Source organism: Nocardia sp. NPDC049707, assembly GCF_040674855.1.
Classification (GTDB): Bacteria; Actinomycetota; Actinomycetes; order Mycobacteriales; family Mycobacteriaceae; genus Nocardia.
The window spans coordinates 74,936-94,007 of the sequence record NZ_JBFANN010000012.1 but is presented as its reverse complement, the minus strand read 5'-3'; the positions used below and the strand labels follow the sequence as shown (position 1 = coordinate 94,007).

Genomic DNA, 19,072 nt, shown 5'->3' with positions numbered 1-19,072 from the left:
CGGAAAATCGGTCGCCGATCGGCGCGAAATTCAGTTACCGCACTACTCGATACTTCCCGGCTCGTGGCAGCCGGGCTCCCTCGCGCTGCTCGCATCGGCAGACGCCGACAGCAGCACGTTGCTCTTGCGGCGGCGACGCGAATCCGTAAATGTCAGCGCTACAACAGCATTCGGAACCGTGCCATTGTGCGCCGCGCCGGCGCATTCGCCAGGATTATGCGGCCGAACGGTGATGCAGCGGGACCGTCCGGGCCGATACGATCGATACACAACCGTTTCACAAGGCAGATCCCTCGCGGCACATGCGATCGATCGGTGCGGGAGGTGGTTGGTGGACGGTATTTCATTCGGTCGCTATCAGTTGCGAGAGCTGATCGGTGCGGGTGGCATGGGCCAGGTGTGGCGGGCCTATGACACCGACACCGACCGCATCGTGGCGGTCAGACTACTGCCCGAATGCTGCGCCGCTGATCCGAGCTTCCGGGAACGATTCCGGCGCGAGGCCAACGCCACGGCCCGGCTGCGTGAACCCCATGTGATCCCGATCCACAACTACGGCGAAATCGGCGGCCGCCTCTACCTGGATATGCGGCTGATCGACGGGACCGACGCGAAAACCCGGCTCGCCCGCGAAGGTGCGATGTCGCCGCAGCTGGCGGTGTCGGTGCTCGGCCAGGCCGCGGCGGCGCTGGATGCTGCACATGCCCAAGGTTTGCTGCACCGCAACGTGAAACCATCGAACCTGCTGATCACCGACACCGGTTTCGTCTATCTGATCGACTTCGGTATCGCCCAAGCGGCCACCGATCTCGGCCTGACCAGCACCGGCGCGGCGGTCGGCGCCTTGGCCTATATGGCTCCGGAGCGATTCACGTGCGGCGTCGCCGACGCCAGATCGGACGTGTACTCCCTGACCGGTGTGTTGTGCGAATGCCTTACCGGAATTCGGCCCTACCCGGGCGAGGGCTTCGAACAGCAGATCGCAGCGCATTTGCCGGTCGGATTCGATGACGTCATCGCTCGGGGCATGGCGAAGGACCCGAACCACCGCTATCGGACCGCCGAAGAACTGGCCGCCGCCGCCCGCGCCGCCCTCCCCGGCGCCGCCGCACCGCACCCGGAGCAAGCACCGACGATTCGCGACCGCCAATTCGATAGCCTGCCGCTCGCCCAATCCGACGCGGAGACGATACGTCGGGAGATTCCCGCACCGCCGCGGCGTAAACGACCCGGCATCTATGCCACAGTGACCCTGATTGCCGTGCTGACCGCCGCTGTGGTCGTAGCGGGACTGTGGCTGAACGACCATCGGATCACCGAACGGGCCCTAACCAGCCAGCCTCCGCAACCCGTGCTCGCCTTCAACGGCAAATACGAGGTCACCCGCACAGCCCGAACGATCAACGGGAAGCCGGTCAACTCGCCGAACCGGTACACCCAGGTGTGGTCGGTCCGGTCGTACTGCCCACCACACAGCGAACGCTGCGTAGCCTCGGTAACCACCCAGGACCCGTCCGCGCCGGAGCAAGCCGCGGCCCAAGTCGTCGCGGACTATCGCGACGGCGCATGGATCATCACAAGAGAGCTACCGCCCAGGCCGGACTGCACGGGTTCGGTCAACGAGGCATCCATCGAGGCCCCGGTGTGGGAGCGGATCGTTGTCCGATTCGCCGCCCAGGCGTGGACCGGCACGGCCTCCACTTACGGCACCGGACCATGCACGAATGTCCAAGAGGATGCAATGACGCTGCGCCGCGTCGGCGCGATCGACCCGAACGTCGCCGTCGTCGCACCGGAAACCATCCCCGCCCGCGTCGATATGCCCATTGCGCGGATCAGCGGAACCTACGACATGACCCGCACCTACCTCCCGACACCGGACTTTCCCAATCCCCCACCACCGGATATCGTCCGGCAACGATACGACACCATCTGCATGCGCAGCGGAGATCGTTGCGCCGCAACAACATCCCCGGCACCTGATGCCACTGTTGTTCCGCTGTTCGTACTCGAAGGCGGGGCATGGCGCAGCGTCTACACACTTCCGTACGCGTGCTACCCGGGATCGAACGAGCCGGTCACCAATGCGACAGTTCATTGGGATCTGTTCCGGTCCGATGCGGGCCCCGACCCGATCAAATCCTTGACCGGCACCTGGCTGCTCGACACATCCGACCCATGTCACGCCACCAACCGCGCCACCATCGAAATGCTGCGGGTCAGCGACTGATTCCGCCTGCCGCGATCCCCTTTCACAACCTGCCTCCGAACCGCAAGCTACCTACCAGTACTTTTGCTGTGCCCCCAGTCGGACTCGAACCGACACTTTGCAGATTTTAAGTACGCCCGGCCCGCTGAACTGGCCCCGCGCCTACCTGCGTGTTCAGCACACGCCCTGTCGCATCCCCACAGGTAGATAGCACTAATTCGCCACCTCTTGCGCACCGCCGGTCACCTACTGAGCACCTTTGATTGCCCGCGCGTGGATGGCACGGGGGTGGGATGGATGGGCCGCGATGGATGTCAGTGGCCTGGGCTACGCTCTGACGAACCACTCCGACGCGCACGCTTGGAAGGATCCCGGTTTTGCCCGACGACGAAATGGAACCGTTCTATTCGGCCCTTCTAATCCGAGAAGACCCAACCGGGCACACAAAAGCGTTTTTCGAGCCTCTACATGAATTCTCCAAGGAAGAGGCCGAAAGGTACGGCTCGGCTTACAAAACACTGGACCATATCGTAAACGTAAACGTCTTTACGTACGTCAAGGCGACGGTCGGCGATCTCGTACGGACGGTCCAGAAGGACATGAAAGAGCTTGCAACAGGCCAGCATTCACCAGCTTCCCCGGATGGAATCATCAAAATCGGCGTCCGCATGAGAACCGCCGTACTCGCGTTCTGCTCATCGCTACACTTCCACCAGGAACACAACTACAAGCAGATATTCATTAAGTTCGGAGAGAACAGTCGCGAACACAAACAAGTCCAAAAGATATTCAACAGATTGTTCGAGAAGTGCCCTGAGTACCGATTGCTATACCACTTGCGCCACACAATGGTCCACTATGCAATGGATGTAGTCAGAATCTCCGCCGGGGCAGTCTTAGTTGCTGGCGAACCGAGAGGCTGGACAGATCCAAAAGTTGACATCTCAGCCATGATCGAACTCAATACAGAGCTTAAAGAGAAATATGTAGAAGAACTACGCTCCCTTCCGGATGATCCAAGTATCATTGAATTGGTTCCGACTGCAATCAAGGCGCTCGTAGAGGTCAACGAGAAAGTTATTAAAATCCTTCATCCAGAAGTGGATGCGGCCTGCGCGACTGTGCGCGAATTCAACGGCCTTTTTGGCGACCGGGTCGGCGTACGCGCACTTTCAACCGGAAAGACAGCAGCTCCACCACCACCTCTGCACTTTGCCTATGCACCGTGGGCATCCACCGTTCTGCAGTACGCCGAGCAACACCGGTAGCGGAACATCATTCCCCGGCGTCTCCCCGTCGGCTGGCGCCGGTGGTCAACGGCTACAGCCGACGAGCAGCACGGTTCTCACCGATGTTTCTAGCGGCCTGCGGCGTTCGCTGGCGAAGCCGGAGCGCTCCCTTTGGTGGCTTTGGATCCGGCCCCGACGACCGGGCCGGGTTCGGCTTCACAGTTACGGTGAGTGTGCGACTGGGTTTGTCCAGCTTGGGCGTGACGTCCAACCGCCGATCGGGCTTGCCGTGGTATCCGACAATGGCTTTCGTGACCAGACCGCGTCCGGTTGGTGTGCGGAATTCCGCGCCGACCTTCACACCTTTGTAGTCGCCGCCCTGTCCGACTTCGAGGCGTTTCTGGAACCGCCAGTCACATACGAATTGCGGGCGCTGGTCTTCACCTTTCGCGCACCGGTTCGAGTGGCCGCGCTCGCGACGCGCCCCGCCGCCTTGGCCGACCTGGGTAGCTTCACCCCGGCGACGCTGGCAAACCGTCCTCGGTTGTCGCGCTTGTAGCTCCGGGCCATCACACACCGCCGCGCTGAGCGCGCTCGGCCAAGGCGTCAACCAGCGCTGCGACGCTGAGCTGGTCACCGCACCAAGCGCAGCCGATTCACCCACACCGGGTCGGTTGCCCGCTTATCCCATCTACGGGCTGATGGTGGACTTCTTGGCGTATACCGGGCTGCGCGCCAGCGAGAATACCGGGCTCGAAGTGCAAGATCTGGAATTCCGCATCACGCCAGCACGCCCAAATACCAACGGCGCGAACGGTTCTGCGGTAACCCGATGCACAGTGCACATCCGCCGAACCAAGAAGCGCAAGGGCAAACGGTGGGTATCCACTACGCCGAAGTCCAAGCGCAGCAAGCGAACCGTACCTCTCCCGCCTTGGCTCGCGGCACGGATGTACGTTACTTACACAGCGGACCCGAATCCAACCCAACTGTCCGGCATCCCCGGTCCGCGGAACCAACCACACCTCTCTGGCCCAGCCGGAAGAACGGCGGAGGCTAGCGCGCCAAAGGGCAGCGGTACGCGGTTCCGCTGGACTGGTCGCAGCCGATGGCAATGGGCTCCTTCTACGACACCATTCTCAAGCCCGCGCTCGTTGCCGTGGGTCTGCCGGTCGGCGCTCCCGAGATACTCGCTATCGACACCGCCCCGGCCGTTCCCGCGACGCGCGGCGTCCGACTCCACGACCTGCGGCACACCTTCGCCGTGATGCAACTGATGAGCAGTACCCACTACATGCAGGTGTCAAAGTGGTTGGAGCACAGCACATTCACGTTCACCCCGAACACCTATGGTGACTGGATCCCCGAAGAGGAAGGCGGCGCAGGCAACAACCTGCCCGAGCCACCATCGGCTATTCCGGTTGCACCACAGGAGATTCCGTCGAAAGTGGTGCCGTTGTTTGGGCGACGGTCGGGCTAGACGATTGGGCAGGACCACCTGCTTCGGTGCCGCTCTCCGTTTCGAACTGATGTGGCACCACCTGCCGTAACAGGGCGTCAATTCGCCGTCAGCTCTCGGCGGCTTCCTCGGCCTCCCGCTGCGCTCGCTCGGCACGAAATTGGCGCTCAGCGTCGTCGCGGCTGCCGTAGACCCAAATGCCCTGGTGCTCAACGGAGTACCTTGCTAGCACCTGGCCGATACCCTCTAGCAGCTTGTTTTGTGCCTCCAGTCGGTCGTCCAGGAGCTTCGCTATGTCGTGGACACCTTTCGTATCCACGTGCATTGTGCCGACAAAGATGTCCCAGTCCAGGATTGCATTTGTGGTGAACGCTTTACCGCGACTGTCCTCAAACTTGATCGCTGCCTCGTGACGGGATGCAATGCCGCTCGTTCGGACGCGCGAAGGACCGGAATCCCAGAACGTGCGCCATTCCTGGCTGGGTGCGAGGAATGGAATCAATTCGGGGTAAAGCAATTCCATCACATCCTCGCTCTGTGCTGCAGCGCTTACTTGGGGCGTCGGAGTGATGCTCATGCGTACGTTCAAGGCAGGCGTCGTGCCGAAATTCTTAACTACGAGCTCAAGCATGTGCCAGTCGGCGTGGTTGTGCTCCATGAATACGACGACATTCGGCTGGGCCTGCTCGTCGCGAGTCGTTTGCGCTTCTCGCACCTGTTCGAGGGCAGCCCCCAACTGCCGATGTGCGTATTTGCCCGCGACGATCACCGTCGCAAGTGCGATAAGCGCTGTGACCCACCCGGCTGACGCTGCCCATGCGTCCGCTTGCACAGCAGTGAGCCAGCGCCACACGTCGCCAAACCAGGTACCTATGCCCCGCAGCCAGTCCACCCGGACGATCCTCCCCACCCGCGATGGGCGTCAACCAATACCTAGAGGAACATTGTTGCATCCCAGTGCCACAAGACCGCACGGTAGAGGCCATAAAGCGGCGGATTGAAGACGAAGACCTGCCACCCCGGTAACCCGGCGGGATGGCACAGGGGTGGCACGGCAGGGCGGTCTCGACCTGTCTCCCGAACCGCAAGCTACCTACCAGTACTTTTGCTGTGCCCCCAGTCGGACTCGAACCGACACTTTGCAGATTTTAAGTCTGCTGCCTCTGCCAATTGGGCTATGGGGGCGCCCGGTCAGCGTACCGACTCGTACTGCCGTACCGGATTCTCTCTGCAGGCTAGTGCATTACCGGTGGTGGCGAGAGTAATGCGGCCATCGCGCCACCAGGTACCACCTAGTCACGGGCGGCTACTGGTGCGGGTGGTTGGCCGCCGCCGGAGGAATCGTTATCCGGGGTGTTGGCGAGGACGGAGTGTCGGCGGCTGTAGCCGAAGTAGACGATCAGGCCGACGGCCATCCAGACGAGGAAACGCAGCCAGGTTTCGACCGAGAGATTGAGCATCAGCCACAGGCAGGCGAGTACGGCGAGGATAGGGATGAGCGGGACCAAGGGGACGCGGAAGCCGCGCGGGAGATCGGGGCGGGTGCGGCGCAGGATGAGGACACCGATGGCGACCAGGACGAAGGCGAAGAGGGTGCCGATATTGACCATCTCTTCGAGAGTGCCGAAGTCCACGAAACCGGCGAGCACGGCGCAGACGACGCCGACGACGGCCGTCAGCCGGACCGGAGTGCCATTCTTGCCGGTCTGTGCGAGCTGACGCGGCAGCAGTCCGTCGCGCGACATCGCGAACAGCACGCGGGTCTGTCCGAGGAACATGACCATGACGACCGTGGTGAGTCCGGCGAGCGCGCCGATGGAGATGATGTTCTTGGTCCAGGTGGCGCCGTGCTGCGCGAAAGCAGTTGCGAGCGTTGCGTGATCACCGGAAAGCGCGGTGTAGGGCACCATTCCGGTGAGGATCAGTGACACCGCGACATAGAGAATCGTGACGATCACCAACGAGGCGAGAATGCCGCGCGGCACCGAGCGTTGCGGATTCTTCGTCTCCTCCGCCGTGGTCGCGACGACATCGAAACCGATGAATGCGAAGAACACCAGACTGGCCGCGGCGAGCAGACCGTACCAACCGAAGGTGCTGTGACCGGCGCCGGTGAAGTAGGAGAACAGCGACTGGTGCAGCCCCTCCCCTTCCGCGCTGGACTGCGACGGCGGGATGTAGGGCGTCAGGTTCGACTTGTCGAAGTAGGTGGCGCCGACAACGAGTACCACCGCGATGACGCTCAGCTTGATGGCGACGGCCACCGCCGAGACCCGTGAGGACACCTTGGTGCCGACCGCAAGCAGCACACCAAGGACCGCGATGAGAAGTACCGCACCCCAATCGAAGTCGATCGGACCCAGGTGCACGATCGGCGAATGCGATCCCATCACCTCACCGAGGTACTGCGACCACCCCTTGGCGACCACCGACACCGCGAGCGCGAACTCCAGAATCAGATCCCAGCCGATGATCCATGCGATGAGCTCACCGAAGGTGGCATAGGAGAACGTGTACGCGCTGCCCGCCACCGGCACCGTCGAGGCGAATTCGGCGTAGCACAGCGCGGTCAACCCGCAGGCGATGGCGGCGAAGACGAAGGCGAGAGAAACCGAAGGACCGGCGACATTGCCCGCGGTCCGTGCGGTGAGCGTGAAAATGCCCGCACCGACGACCACGGCGACCCCGAAGATGGTGAGGTCCCACGCGGTCAGGTCCCTGCGCAGTTTCGAATCGGGTTCGTCGGTATCCCGGATGGACTGCTCGACCGATTTGGTGCGGAACAGACCGCCCCATCGAGTTCCTGGGGTAGCCAACACTCTCTCCTTGCTGTCGTCGACGGGTTCTCCGCCGATTCTCTAATGCACGCCGGCCATATGTCGTCTCACCCATGGTGAGAGTGCGACGACGATAAGACCGGCACAGATCGCGACTGCTCCGGTGATGCCGAAGTACGCGAACTCGTGATCCGCGTCATAGAACCGAGCCAAAGTACCCGACATCGAGGTTCCGATGCCAACGCTGAAGAAGTACAGCGCCATCATCTGGGCACGGAACGCCTCGGGCGCCAACTGCGTGGTGACCGACAGACCGATCGGGGAAAGCAGCAATTCGGAGACCGCGAATCCGCCCATGATGAGCAGTACCAGCAACGCCGGTACCGACTTGCCACTGCTGCCCGAGAACAGCACGAACAACCAGAACGCCAGCCCCATGCCGATGACGCCGAGGGCGAATTTACGCGGTGTGCTCGGCGCGCGATTGCCCAGTTTGGTCCACATCAGCGCGAACAGCGGCGACAGGCAGATGATCCACACCGGCTCGACCGAACCGATCCAGTTCGACGGTGCGGTCCAGCCGAAGATGTTCCACCGTATCCGCTCATCGGAATACACCGCGAGCACCGTGAAGATCTGCTGGAACAGCGACCAGAAAACGGCATTCGCGATGAACAGCGGAATAAAGGCACGGACCCGGCTGCGCTCGACCGGCGTCACCTTGGCACTGGTCAACATGAGTACGAAGTAGGCGAGCGAGGTAGCGATGATGACGCCGGTGGTCACCTCCGAGAGGTTGTCCAGGTTCACCAGTCCGGTGCTCAATGCCAGCGCGACCACGATGGCCGCACCAGCCCCGATGCCGACGATCGGTCCGGCGGCACTGCGCGGCAATGGGTTGGGCACCTGCCTGCCCGCCGCGCCGAGGTTGCGCCGGAACATCACATACTGCGTCAGCCCCAACGCCATACCGACCGCGGCCGCACCGAAGCCGTAGTGAAAGCCCCAATTCCGTTGCAGCAGGCCGGTGAGCAGCGGACCGACGAACGCACCGAGGTTGATACCCAGATAGAACAGCGTGAAGCCGCCATCGAAGCGCGGATCGCCCGGGCGGTAGAGGGTGCCGAGCAGCGAGGACGCATTGGCCTTCAGTCCGCCGCTGCCGAGTGCGACCAGCACGAGACCGACGCCGACACCGGACAGTCCGGGCAGAATCGCCAGCGCGATATGCCCGGCCATCACCACGACACCACCGTAGAAGACGGTGCGTTCCATGCCGATCAACCGATCGGCGATCCACCCGCCGAGCACCGTGGACAAATACACCAACCCGCCGTACGCGCCGACGATCCCGACGCCGGTGCTCTTCGCTAGGCCCAGTCCGCCATCGGTCGTCGAGTAGTACAGGTAGTACCCGAGGATGGTGAGCATTCCGTAGAACGAGAACCGCTCCCAGAGTTCGACCCCGAAGAGGTTGGTCAACCCGATGGGATGGCCGAATACGGTTCGCTCCCGAACCGATTGCTCTGCCATTGCTGCCTCGGACATGCTCAGACCCTCCCATACGGGCAGGGAATTTCTGGCATACCGAACAAAGTTTCCCTGCTCACGGCCGATACGACCAGACAGGCCGGAGCCGCCGTTCGAGCAATCCGTCAACCAGTACGTCCATCTTGCAAGTATCCATCCACCGCTCTTTCACAGCGAATTCGGGGCAACGTCGAATATTCGTCGATCGCGATCGGTGACCCACAGCACTCGACGAGAAAACCGGAGAATTTCCCGGTAAAGTTCGCCTCGCTAGACGGGGAACCCTCGTTTGTTGGCTGGACGGGGGTACCTGATGAAGCGCTCGAGCGCGCATGCGGCGCTGCTCCTCGCCGTGATCGGCGCGCTGGTTTCGCTGCTGAGCACCGGATGCGCGTCGGTATCCGCGTTGGACGCCGAGCCAGTCGTCGGTGCGATGGCGGAACCGCCCCTGACAGCGAATACGCTGCACGCCGAGCTCCGATTGTCCCCGCTGCGGTGTCAGCTGCCGACGCTCCAGATGAGCGCGGGGGGACAGCGGCAATTCGTGCAGACCGAGTTGGACTGCTTGACGAAGGCCTGGGACCCGGCCCTGCGCGCCGCGGGTATGAGCCTCGCGCCGCTGCAACTCGTGGTGGTCGACACCGTGACGACCGGCTGCTCGAGACAGGTCCAGTCCACCGATCCCGCCTTCTATTGCGGCGGCAGTGTGTACTGGCCGACCGACGACCCGATCCATCGGGGTTGGGGTTCACAACTCGCGCAGTACCTGATGTTCGTCGTCATGCACGAATACGGCCACCACCTGCAGTCCTCCACCGGAATCCTGCGCACCGCCGATAGAGATATCGGTTCCGCGGGCGAGAAGTCGCCGCTCGGATTGGAACTCAGCCGACGCATCGAACTCCAGGCCCAGTGCCTGGCCGGGGTGATGCTAGCCGCCGCGCAAGCCGGTGGCATGCTCACCTCGGCCGCGGCCGTGGATTTGATCGATATCCAATCCGATACCGAGGAGGATCCGACCCACGGCACCGGCGTGAACAGTCGCCGCTGGGTCGAATCCGGCTTCCGCAGTGGCGCCACGTCATCGTGCAATACCTGGGCGGCCGCGCCCGACGAGGTGGAGTGACAACGACCCGGGTGGGCGGCGGCCGCGATAGCGCGTCAGGCGATGGACAGGGCTATGCCGTCGAGGATGTCGTGTTCACTGACGATGAGGGCGGAAATATCGGTGCGGCGGGACAGCTCGTAGGCGAGCACCTCGGTGATGACGGCGCCGCCGCCGATTACGTCGACGCGGCCGGGATGCATGGGGCCCAGGGCGGCGCGCTCGTCGTGGTTCATGCCGATCAGGCGGTCGCAGACCTCGCGCACCTGGTCCAGGGTGAGGCTGGTGAGATGGACACGCTCCGAATCATATTCGGGCAGATCGAGGGCGACGGCCGCGATCGTGGTCATGGTTCCAGCGACGCCGACCCAGGTGTGTACGCCCTCGACGGGCACCTCGGCGAAGGCCTCACCCAGTCGTTCGGTAGCGAATTCCCGTGCGGCGGCGACCTGTTCGGCGGTCGGCGGGTTGCCGGGCAAGCATCGCTCGGTAATGCGGACGCAGCCGATATCGGCAGAGAAGGCGGCCCGGACGCCACCGCTGTCGCCGACAACGAGTTCGGTGGAACCGCCGCCCAGATCGACGACAACGAAAGGCCCTGCCTCGCTGGCCAATTCGCCGACCGCACCGGTGAAGGACAGCCGCGCCTCCTCGTCACCGGTGATCACCTCGGCCTCGGCCCCCACGACCACCTTGCCGAGTTCGACACGGGCCATGGCGAAGAAGTCCTCGCGGTTCGTGGCATCGCGCATGGCGGAGGTCGCGACCATCCGCACCCGCGCGACCCCCGCCTCCCGCATCAGCTCGACATAATCGGCGAGCGCAACCCTGGTGCGCTCGATCGCCTCCGGCGCCAGTGCCCCCGTCGCATCCACCCCCTGACCGAGCCGCACAATGCGCATCTCCCGATGCACATCCGCCAAACGGCCATCACCGAGCACCTCGGCGATCAATAGTCGGATCGAATTCGTCCCGCAATCAACTGCCGCTACCCGATCACTCATGCTCAGCTCCGCTCATATCCGGGTGTGTGGGGCGGGTTGTATTCGGGCCAGTCGGCGGGGATTGCGGTGCCGCGGAGGCCGGTGTCGGCGGCCATGGCTACCGATTCGTCGCCGAAGGGGTTGACGCCCGGGCCTTTGGCGAGGGCGTGCGCGATCAGGACGTGCAGGCATTTCACTCGCTCGGGCATGCCGCCGCCGGTGAAATCGGTACCGAGCGATTCGATTTCATCGCGCTCGGCCAGATAACTCTCATGGGCGGCGCGGTAGGCGGCGGCCAATTCCGGGTCGGTGGCGAGGCGTTCGGTCATTTCCCGCATGACTCCCGCGGATTCCTGCCTGCTCGCCTCGGCGGTGAGGCGCGGATCGGTCAGGTAGTACAGGGTCGGGAAGGGGGTGCCGTCGGGCAGCCGCGGCGCGGTCTTGACCACCGCGGGCAGCCCATCCGGGGTGCGGTAGGCGATGGCGAGTACGCCGCGCGGTTCGCGTCCCAGCTGCTTGGCGATGATCTCGAGATCGCGTTCGTTCGGTGCGGTCACCTGGGTCCTTCCGGTGCTGGCTGCTGCGGGGCGGGCGGCCCGGCCGATGCGGCGGCGGGCGCCTGGGCCTGTTGCGGTTGCGAAATACTGCGCCACAGTTCGGTGTACCAGGGCTCCGGCGCCTTCGACTGGGTCGGTGCGGCGGGCGGTGCGGGCGCCTCGATACCGGGCACCTGGACGATATAGGGCGTCTCACCCGGCATGACCAGCCGCAACCGGTCCCTGGCCTCGGAGCGCACGTAGGCCGGGTCCTGTTGCTGCGCGCGGCGATCCCGCAACTTGGCGAGATCGGCCTCGAGTTCGATGCGCTCCTGCGCCAGGTGCGCGGCCTCGGCGCGTTGGGTGAAATAGGTGCGCAGCGGCACGGCCAGCGTCAGCGCGAGTGCGCCGACGACGATGGCCAGGATGACCGCCTTACCGGTGGGCAGGCCGAGGATGGTGCGATCGTGCCGGTCCTCATGCCCGCCGGTGCGCAGCCCTACCTTCTGTGGCTTGGCCTTCTCGCCGGATTCGGACCGCCTGCGGGTCGTCCGCTTCGGTGCGGCCGCCCGCGATTCGGCGGCCGGGCGCGATCTGGCAGAACGCGACGTGCGGCGGTTCCCGCGTCCGGCCGGACTGGATCCACGCGCACGTCGCTCTGTCATACCGCTTCCCTGCATCTAATGTGCGGTGCTCCCGGGGCCCTTCGTGGTTGCGCTGGCTACCGCCTCCGGGCCCATCGCTCGCACCGCGCGGTGACTAGCCTTCGAACGCGAACCGTGGGAACGCGACGTCACCGGCGTACCGTGCGGAATCACCGAGCGCATCCTCGATGCGCAGCAGCTGGTTGTACTTGGCGACGCGCTCGCTGCGCGCCGGGGCACCGGTCTTGATCTGACCGCTGCCGACCGCGACGGCCAGGTCGGCGATGGTGGTGTCCTCGGTCTCACCGGACCGGTGGCTCATCATCGTCTTATAGCCGTTGCGGTGCGCGAGCTCGACGGCATCCAAAGTCTCGGTGAGCGTGCCGATCTGGTTGACCTTCACCAGCAGCGCATTGGCGGCTCCCTTGGTGATGCCCTCCTCCAGGCGCTCCGGGTTGGTGACGAACAGGTCGTCGCCGACCAGCTGTACCTTGTCGCCGATCTGATCGGTCAGCGCGATCCAGCCGTCCCAGTCGTCTTCCGAGAGCGGGTCCTCGATGGAGACCAGCGGGTAGGCGGTGAGCAGTTCGGCGTAGAACTGCGCCATGTCGGCGGCCGAACGGACGCTGCCCTCGAATTTGTAACCGCTGCCCGTGGTATAGAACTCGGTGGCGGCGACATCGAGCGCGAGCGCGACATCGGTGCCCAGCTTCAGGCCGGTCTTCGCGACGGCGACACCGATCAGGTCGAGCGCTTCCTTGGTGCCCGCGACGGACGGCGCGAAACCGCCCTCGTCACCGAGACCGGTGGACAGGCCCTTGGACTTCAGCACCGACTTGAGCGCGTGATACACCTCGGCACCCCAGCGCAGCGACTCCTTGAAGGTCGTCGCGCCGATCGGGGCGACCATGAACTCCTGGACGTCGACGCCGCTGTCGGCGTGCGCGCCACCGTTGAGGATGTTCATCATCGGCACCGGGAGCACATGCGCGTTCGGGCCGCCCAGGTAGCGGAACAGCTCCAGACCCGAGGATTCGGCGGCGGCGCGTGCCACCGCGAGCGAGACGCCGAGCAGGGCGTTCGCGCCGAGGCGGGACTTGTCCGGGGTACCGTCCAGATCCAGCAGGACCTGGTCGACGGTGCGCTGCTCGACTGCGTCCAGGCCGATGACGGCGGGCGCGATCTCGTCGAGCACCCCCTCGACGGCCTTCTGTACACCCTTGCCGCCGTAGCGCTCGCCGCCGTCGCGCAGCTCGACGGCCTCATGTTCACCGGTGGAGGCACCGGAGGGCACGGCAGCCCGGGTCAAGGTGCCGTCGTCGAGGGCGATCTCGACCTCGACAGTGGGGTTTCCGCGAGAATCGAGGATCTCGCGAGCTCCGACCTGTTCGATGATGGCCACGAAAACGACACTCCTTCGGCTGTTGGCACGGTAGGTCTGACGGGAAGGGCCGTGCGCCTCGAGCCTAGCGTCCTTGCGGATTTCGCAGTAACCGGCACTCCGACGAATCGCCGCGCACTGTCGCGATGCGCATCCGTTGTTTTGTCCAATAGGTGCTCATGCCCGGCGTCCGACGCTGTAGGCGGCGGCGCGATCGCGGACGGTCAGTAGGTAGGCATTCGACTGGTTGTAGGTCAACAGGGCCTGCTGCCAGCCGCGCTCGGAGGTCAGATCACCACCGCTCGCGCACAGATAGCGGGCCGCGGTGAGGGCGGCGTCATCGATATTCTGCGCATCGGCGACGCCGTCGCCGTTGGCGTCGACACCCCAGCGCTTCCAGGTCTCCGGAATGAATTGCAGTGGGCCCAGCGCCCGATCGAACTCCGGGTCGCCGTCGAGTGTGCCGCCGTCGGTGTCTTTGACCAGCGCCACACCCGGCGCACCGTTCAGTGGGATGCCGATGATCGGCGGGCGCACCGTGCCGTCCGCGCCGACCTTAGAGCCGCCATGGGCGCCGTGCTTGCTCTCCACGCTGGCGATCCCCGCGATAGTGGTCCAGGCGATCCCACAGTCGGGCCGGGACCGGCCCATGATCGCCGCGGCATAGCCGTACGCCTCCAGCGCGACAGTCGGAATGCCGAGTTGGCCGGATTGCTCGTCGGCCCACTCGCGCAACTGCACGGCGGTGCGGCCGGGCGCATCCAGGTCGATCAGCGGCAGCGGTGTGCCGGGACCGGGCGGAATTCCTTCGGGAATGGGCGGCAGATTGGGTTCGCCGCCGCAACCAGCGAGCACGAGGGTCACCAGTGCGGCGGCCAAGACGCCGGTCAGCTTCGCAAGCATTCCTCCATCATCCAGATCCGAACGGCCACCTTCGCGCAACACACATCGCGGCCCGCTGAACACCATGAGCCCCTCATCGTCGGTGGGCTCTGCGAGGATGCCCGCGAACGTTGTCGAACGCGGGAGAAGTGCATGACGGACAAGACTTTACGGGTGATCGGCAAGCTCATGTGTTCGGTGCCGCCGACGGGTTCATTTGCTGCGCGTCGGGCGGGCTCGGCGGAGAACCTGGTGATCGAGGTAGATGGGGTGGGGCCGATCCGGTTGCCGGTGACGCCGGCTCAGGCGCGGCGGCTGTGCGAGGTCGCGCAGCCGGCGCGGTATGGTCTGCGCGAGCAGACCCTATTGGACGCGAATGTGCGCGACACATGGGAGGTTCCGCGGGACCGGGTAACGGTCGACGAGCGGCAGTGGCACGAGACGTTGCTGCCCACGCTGGACATGCTGCGGGCCGAGCTGGGTCTGGCGCCGGACTGCGAGTTGTCGGCGGAGCTGCATTCGATGCTGGTGTATGAGCCGGGACAATTCTTTGCGCGCCATCAGGATTCGGAGAAGGCCGATGGCATGATCGGCACGTTGGTGGTGACTCTGCCTTCGGCGTTCGCCGGCGGGGAGCTGGTGATCGAGCAGCAGGGGACGAAAGTCACCGACCAGGGTTCGCCGGAGGAGCTTTCCTTCGTCGCGTTCTACGGCGACTGCGAGCATGAGGTGCTGCCGGTCACCGACGGTTTCCGGATCACGCTGACCTACAACCTGGTGGCGAAGGGGCGTACCGGCCCGGACGCCGCCGCGCTCGCCACGCATCCGTCGGTCGCGTTACTGGCCGAGCAGTTACGCGCGCATTTCACCACACCAAAGGAATTGTCGACGTTGTCTGCCGACGGCCAGCTGGAGAAACGCCCGCCTCATCAACTCGTCTACCTGCTGGATCATCAGTATTCCCAGCACGGATTCGGGTGGGATCAGCTCAAGGGCGCCGATGCTGCCCGTGCTGGGGTGATGCTCGCGGCGGCCGACATCGCGGGATACGACACGTCGCTGGCGCTCGCGGAGGTCGAGGACACCTACGATGAGGACTACGCCACTGAGATGGCGATCTATCGTCAGCGTTGGGAGCGCGTCGAGGACGGGTGGAAGTGCGTCGAAAGCGCTGACATGGACTTCGATGAAAACGGGGAAATGGTGGAGGCTGAGCCCGATGACCCCGCGAGCCTTCCGGTGCGTTCCAGCCTTCCTTTGACCCCGGGATCGGAAGATCTCGGCGAGCCGCGCTGGTCGACCGTCACATTGACGTGGCTGATCGACCGGTCGGGGGCGGCCGGTGAGCCCGCTGTTCGGCAGGTCCGGGATGGGGAGTTGTGTACGGGTGCATCGAAGTCGACGCTGGAGCCGTTCGCGTCGGAAATCGAGGGTTACATGGGCAATGAAGGAAACACCGCCAATTTCTGGTACAGGCGCGCGGCGATCATCATCCGGCCCCGTCAGTAGAACTGCCCGGCAAGCAATCCCCCACGTCAACCTTCGACGCCGGACGACTTGTCAGCCACGGGCTGACAAGTCGGCGGGTTGCCTCTGCCGCTGTTCGATCGGGGCGAGTCGGGCCATCATGGCTCATCGCCCCCTTGTGGGACCAGTTCGCCGCGAAAGCCGAGTTTCGACGCGGCCTTGCCAATGCGGACAGCGAAACCACTAGCCGAGGAGTTCGCGGGTCGCGATATGGCTTGGGCCGGTGAGGATCGCTGTCGCCGAGCCGGATTCGACAATGCGGCCGTGGTCGAGGACGACGAGGTGGGCGCAGTGATCGGTGACCAGGGGCATATCGTGGGTTATCACGAGGAGGCCGGTGTCGTGTTCGGCGCGGATGCGGTCGAGCAGGGTCATGATCGAGACGGCGGTGCTGTGGTCCAGGGCCGAGGTGATTTCGTCGCAGACCAGGACGGCGGGCTCGGCCGCGAGCGCTCGGGCCAGGGCCACCCGCTGGCGTTGGCCGCCGGAGAGTTCGTGCGGGTAGCGGGTGGCGAGATCCGATGCGAGTTCAACCGAGTCGAGTAGATCGGTAATGCACTGCGTCAGTTGCCGTTTCGATACTTTACCGATTCGGCGCAGCGGACGGCCGAGGGTTTGGGCGACGGTGCGGCGGGGGTTGAGCGCGGACCGTGGGTTCTGTGTGACCAGCTGAATCCCATTGCGGCCGTTGCGAGCTCGCCCACCGGATCCGACCGGAATCGACGCCCCGTGCAGTTCCAGCGATCCTGTCGCTTCCCGGTGCAGCCCGGCGATCACCCGCGCGAGCGTGGTCTTCCCGGCTCCGGAAGCCCCGGCGATCGCCAGTGCCGCGCCGCCCGGCAGCACGAAATCGATATCCGCCAATACCTCGTGCCCGTCGATCGAAGCACCGATATTCCGCGCCCGCAGTACGGGTCGCGTAGCCGACTCGACCGTCCTGGAACGTACCGCTACGGCCCCGTGCCCTTCACTCGGCCGCGCAGCCGGGCCTCCGGCGTCGAACTGCAGCTCCGGAGCCGTCGCGTCGATATCCGCCGATACCTGGTGCCCATCGATCGAGGCACCAATATTCCGCGCCCGCAGTACGGGTTCCGCAGCCGACTCGACCGTCCTGGAGCGCACCGCTACCGCCCCGTGTCCTTCGCTCGGCTCCGAAGCCGAGCCGCCGGTGTCGAGCTCTCGGCCGAATGGCGGTCCCGGAGCGGTCACCACGATCGATGCGATGGCTCCGTTCGGTCGCGCTGAATTCGATGCACCGTGCACCGCAGCCAATTCGACCACGTCATCGGCGATGGCATGGATAGTCGCGGTGTCATGACCGGACAGCAAGATCGCGGTAGCGCGCTGAGCGGCGATATCGGCGAGCAGACGGGCGATGTCGGTACGGAGGGCACCGTGCAGACCGGCCAAGGGTTCATCGAGAATGAGGATCCCGGTGTGGCGGACCAGCGCACGGGCGAGAGCAACGCGACGCTGCTGTCCGCCGGAGAGTTCGCCGGGGCGGCGGCGTAGGTGTTCGTCGGATAGGCCGACCAGTCCCAGAGTTTCGGCCACGTCGGCAGCAGGGTGACGAACCTCGTTCAGCAGGGCACGCACCCGCATCAACGGATGCAGAGCCGAACCAGGATCCTGTCCGACGTAGGCGATGTTGTCACGCCGAAATCGTTGCAGCTCAATGTGATTCAACGCGAATACGTCCTGCCCGGCGACCTTCACCGAACCCGCGGATCGCCGCGCTCCCGCCGGCAAATGCCCGAGCAGTGCCCGCATCAACGTGGTCTTGCCCGATCCCGACGGACCGGTCAGGGCGGTGACCTTACCCGCCGCGACGCTGAAACTGGTCGGCTCGAACAACTTCTGACCATTCGATCCGCATACGGTCAGCGCATCGACAACAACGGATGCCTTCATCCCTGCTCCTCCAACGCATTGCCCGGCAATTCCGGCCCGTCCACAGGTGACCGAACCAGCGACGCGGAATCGCGCGCCCTTGCCCATCGTCGCGAACGATGCTGATCGAACGAGGTCACCGCAAGATTCACGCTGACCGCGACCACCCCGATCGCCAGGCTCGGCGCCAGCACGGACCAGGGGTTGAGGAGCATGCCGGAGGAGTTCTCGCGCACCATGACCGCCCAGTTGCTGGCGCCGAGCGTGGTCGGCAGTTGCAGGAACGATGCGGTGCTGACCACATACACGCCCTCGACGAAGCGAAGCCCGAGCTGGGCGGTGAAGACCTCGCGCAGATTCGGGATCACCTCACCGAACACCAAGTGCGGCAGAGTTTCACCGCTGGCCTGGGCGGCTTCGACATAGCCGCTCGCCGCGACAACGGCGGCGGCCGCCGCGAAAACTCGTGCGCAGTAGGGAGTTCCGAAGAGCAGAGCCACCACGACAAGCCCGTAGCCGCCCGCATCCGGCCATGCCGTCAACACCAACAGGATCCCGAGTACCGCCGGAATCAGGATCGCGAAATCGGCGATGCCCTCGATCAACGCACCGACCCGAGGACGCAGCGCCGCGATCGCGCCGAGCACGCACGACAGCACAGTCACCGCGACCGCGATCACACCCGCAAGCAACAGCAGACCCCAACCGCCATAGAGCAATTGGGCCAGCACATCCCGGCCGAGCCGGTCCGTGCCCAGCGGGCTGTCCGCACCCGGCCGCGCGAACGGTATCCCGATCGCCTCCTCCGCGGGGCGAGTCGCCAGAGTCGGCCCGAGCGCGGCAGCGACAATCACCACCAGCGCGGGCAATACCGTGAGGAATCTCCGCACCTGCGACCTCCCGGTCCGAGCCATCGGAAT

General features: G+C 64.7%; 16 protein-coding genes and 1 tRNA gene. 6 read left to right on the top strand and 11 right to left on the bottom strand.

The features are described from left to right. The first annotated feature begins 331 nt into the window (after window positions 1–331). The 4 genes from AB0J29_RS14085 to AB0J29_RS14070 all read left to right on the top strand — a co-directional run bounded on the left by AB0J29_RS14085 (window position 332) and on the right by AB0J29_RS14070 (window position 4,918). The gene (locus AB0J29_RS14085; protein ID WP_364784568.1) at window positions 332–2,230 is read left to right on the top strand and encodes a serine/threonine-protein kinase; all 1,899 of its coding nucleotides are present in this window, start codon (window positions 332–334) and stop codon (window positions 2,228–2,230) included. 356 nt (window positions 2,231–2,586) lie between these two features. Beyond that, window positions 2,587–3,477: a hypothetical protein gene (locus AB0J29_RS14080; protein ID WP_364784565.1), complete on the top strand. Its 891-nt coding sequence runs from the start codon at window positions 2,587–2,589 to the stop codon at window positions 3,475–3,477. A 250-nt stretch (window positions 3,478–3,727) separates the two neighbouring features. Then, on the top strand, window positions 3,728–3,997 hold the full coding sequence (locus AB0J29_RS14075; protein WP_364784562.1) for a hypothetical protein: 270 nt from the start codon (window positions 3,728–3,730) through the stop codon (window positions 3,995–3,997). Window positions 3,998–4,546: 549 nt separating this feature from the next. Next, on the top strand, window positions 4,547–4,918 hold the full coding sequence (locus tag AB0J29_RS14070; RefSeq protein ID WP_364784559.1) for a hypothetical protein: 372 nt from the start codon (window positions 4,547–4,549) through the stop codon (window positions 4,916–4,918). A gap of 88 nt (window positions 4,919–5,006) precedes the next feature. On the opposite strand, the gene AB0J29_RS14065 is transcribed toward AB0J29_RS14070, so the two are convergent. The 4 genes from AB0J29_RS14065 to AB0J29_RS14050 all read right to left on the bottom strand — a co-directional run bounded on the left by AB0J29_RS14065 (window position 5,007) and on the right by AB0J29_RS14050 (window position 9,222). Continuing rightward, window positions 5,007–5,789: a hypothetical protein gene (locus AB0J29_RS14065; protein WP_364784556.1), complete on the bottom strand. Its 783-nt coding sequence runs from the start codon at window positions 5,787–5,789 to the stop codon at window positions 5,007–5,009. A 219-nt stretch (window positions 5,790–6,008) separates the two neighbouring features. Then, a tRNA-Leu gene (locus AB0J29_RS14060) sits at window positions 6,009–6,082 on the bottom strand. Between the two features lie 107 nt (window positions 6,083–6,189). Further along, window positions 6,190–7,713 carry an amino acid permease gene (locus AB0J29_RS14055; RefSeq protein WP_364784553.1) on the bottom strand — a complete coding sequence of 508 codons (1,524 nt, stop codon included), beginning with the start codon at window positions 7,711–7,713 and terminating at the stop codon, window positions 6,190–6,192. A 42-nt stretch (window positions 7,714–7,755) separates the two neighbouring features. Next, window positions 7,756–9,222: a peptide MFS transporter gene (locus AB0J29_RS14050; protein WP_364784550.1), complete on the bottom strand. Its 1,467-nt coding sequence runs from the start codon at window positions 9,220–9,222 to the stop codon at window positions 7,756–7,758. A gap of 295 nt (window positions 9,223–9,517) precedes the next feature. Between AB0J29_RS14050 and AB0J29_RS14045 the strand changes: the two genes are divergently transcribed. Continuing rightward, entirely contained in the window at window positions 9,518–10,330 is an 813-nt protein-coding gene (locus AB0J29_RS14045; protein WP_364784547.1) for a neutral zinc metallopeptidase, read from the top strand. 35 nt (window positions 10,331–10,365) lie between these two features. On the opposite strand, the gene AB0J29_RS14040 is transcribed toward AB0J29_RS14045, so the two are convergent. The 5 genes from AB0J29_RS14040 to AB0J29_RS14020 all read right to left on the bottom strand — a co-directional run bounded on the left by AB0J29_RS14040 (window position 10,366) and on the right by AB0J29_RS14020 (window position 14,756). Further along, window positions 10,366–11,313, bottom strand: coding sequence for a Ppx/GppA phosphatase family protein (locus AB0J29_RS14040; protein WP_364784544.1), 948 nt, complete (start codon window positions 11,311–11,313; stop codon window positions 10,366–10,368). A 2-nt stretch (window positions 11,314–11,315) separates the two neighbouring features. After that, window positions 11,316–11,849 (bottom strand): DUF501 domain-containing protein, encoded by a 534-nt coding sequence (locus tag AB0J29_RS14035; protein WP_364784541.1) that lies wholly within the window; start codon window positions 11,847–11,849, stop codon window positions 11,316–11,318. Then, window positions 11,846–12,493: a septum formation initiator family protein gene (locus tag AB0J29_RS14030; protein WP_364784538.1), complete on the bottom strand. Its 648-nt coding sequence runs from the start codon at window positions 12,491–12,493 to the stop codon at window positions 11,846–11,848. Before AB0J29_RS14030 ends, AB0J29_RS14035 begins: the two co-directional genes overlap by 4 nt. A gap of 94 nt (window positions 12,494–12,587) precedes the next feature. Next, a complete protein-coding gene (gene eno, locus AB0J29_RS14025; protein WP_364784535.1) occupies window positions 12,588–13,874 on the bottom strand; it encodes a phosphopyruvate hydratase in 1,287 nt (428 codons plus the stop codon). 156 nt (window positions 13,875–14,030) lie between these two features. Continuing rightward, complete coding sequence (locus AB0J29_RS14020) at window positions 14,031–14,756, bottom strand: lytic murein transglycosylase (RefSeq protein ID WP_364784532.1); 726 nt, start codon at window positions 14,754–14,756, stop codon at window positions 14,031–14,033. Window positions 14,757–14,888: 132 nt separating this feature from the next. Between AB0J29_RS14020 and AB0J29_RS14015 the strand changes: the two genes are divergently transcribed. Further along, a complete protein-coding gene (locus AB0J29_RS14015; RefSeq protein ID WP_364784529.1) occupies window positions 14,889–16,244 on the top strand; it encodes a 2OG-Fe(II) oxygenase in 1,356 nt (451 codons plus the stop codon). A 201-nt stretch (window positions 16,245–16,445) separates the two neighbouring features. Here the strand turns inward: AB0J29_RS14015 and AB0J29_RS14010 are convergent, their stop codons facing one another. Together AB0J29_RS14010 and AB0J29_RS14005 are read right to left on the bottom strand one after the other, a co-directional pair. Then, the gene (locus AB0J29_RS14010) at window positions 16,446–18,173 is read right to left on the bottom strand and encodes an ATP-binding cassette domain-containing protein (RefSeq protein ID WP_364784526.1); all 1,728 of its coding nucleotides are present in this window, start codon (window positions 18,171–18,173) and stop codon (window positions 16,446–16,448) included. Continuing rightward, complete coding sequence (locus AB0J29_RS14005; protein WP_364784523.1) at window positions 18,170–19,042, bottom strand: ABC transporter permease subunit; 873 nt, start codon at window positions 19,040–19,042, stop codon at window positions 18,170–18,172. The genes AB0J29_RS14010 and AB0J29_RS14005 overlap by 4 nt, the downstream gene beginning before the upstream one ends. Between the last annotated feature and the right edge of the window lie 30 nt (window positions 19,043–19,072).

Excerpts from the sequence above, each read along its gene's own strand:
- AB0J29_RS14070 (WP_364784559.1), top strand. The coding sequence starts at position 4,547 with ATGGCAATGGGCTCCTTCTACGACACCATTCTCAAGCCCGCGCTCGTT.
- AB0J29_RS14050 (WP_364784550.1), bottom strand. The coding sequence starts at position 9,222 with ATGTCCGAGGCAGCAATGGCAGAGCAATCGGTTCGGGAGCGAACCGTA.
- AB0J29_RS14045 (WP_364784547.1), top strand. The coding sequence starts at position 9,518 with ATGAAGCGCTCGAGCGCGCATGCGGCGCTGCTCCTCGCCGTGATCGGC.
- AB0J29_RS14040 (WP_364784544.1), bottom strand. The coding sequence starts at position 11,313 with ATGAGTGATCGGGTAGCGGCAGTTGATTGCGGGACGAATTCGATCCGA.
- AB0J29_RS14030 (WP_364784538.1), bottom strand. The coding sequence starts at position 12,493 with ATGACAGAGCGACGTGCGCGTGGATCCAGTCCGGCCGGACGCGGGAAC.
- AB0J29_RS14020 (WP_364784532.1), bottom strand. The coding sequence starts at position 14,756 with ATGCTTGCGAAGCTGACCGGCGTCTTGGCCGCCGCACTGGTGACCCTC.
- AB0J29_RS14015 (WP_364784529.1), top strand. The coding sequence starts at position 14,889 with ATGACGGACAAGACTTTACGGGTGATCGGCAAGCTCATGTGTTCGGTG.
- AB0J29_RS14010 (WP_364784526.1), bottom strand. The coding sequence starts at position 18,173 with ATGAAGGCATCCGTTGTTGTCGATGCGCTGACCGTATGCGGATCGAAT.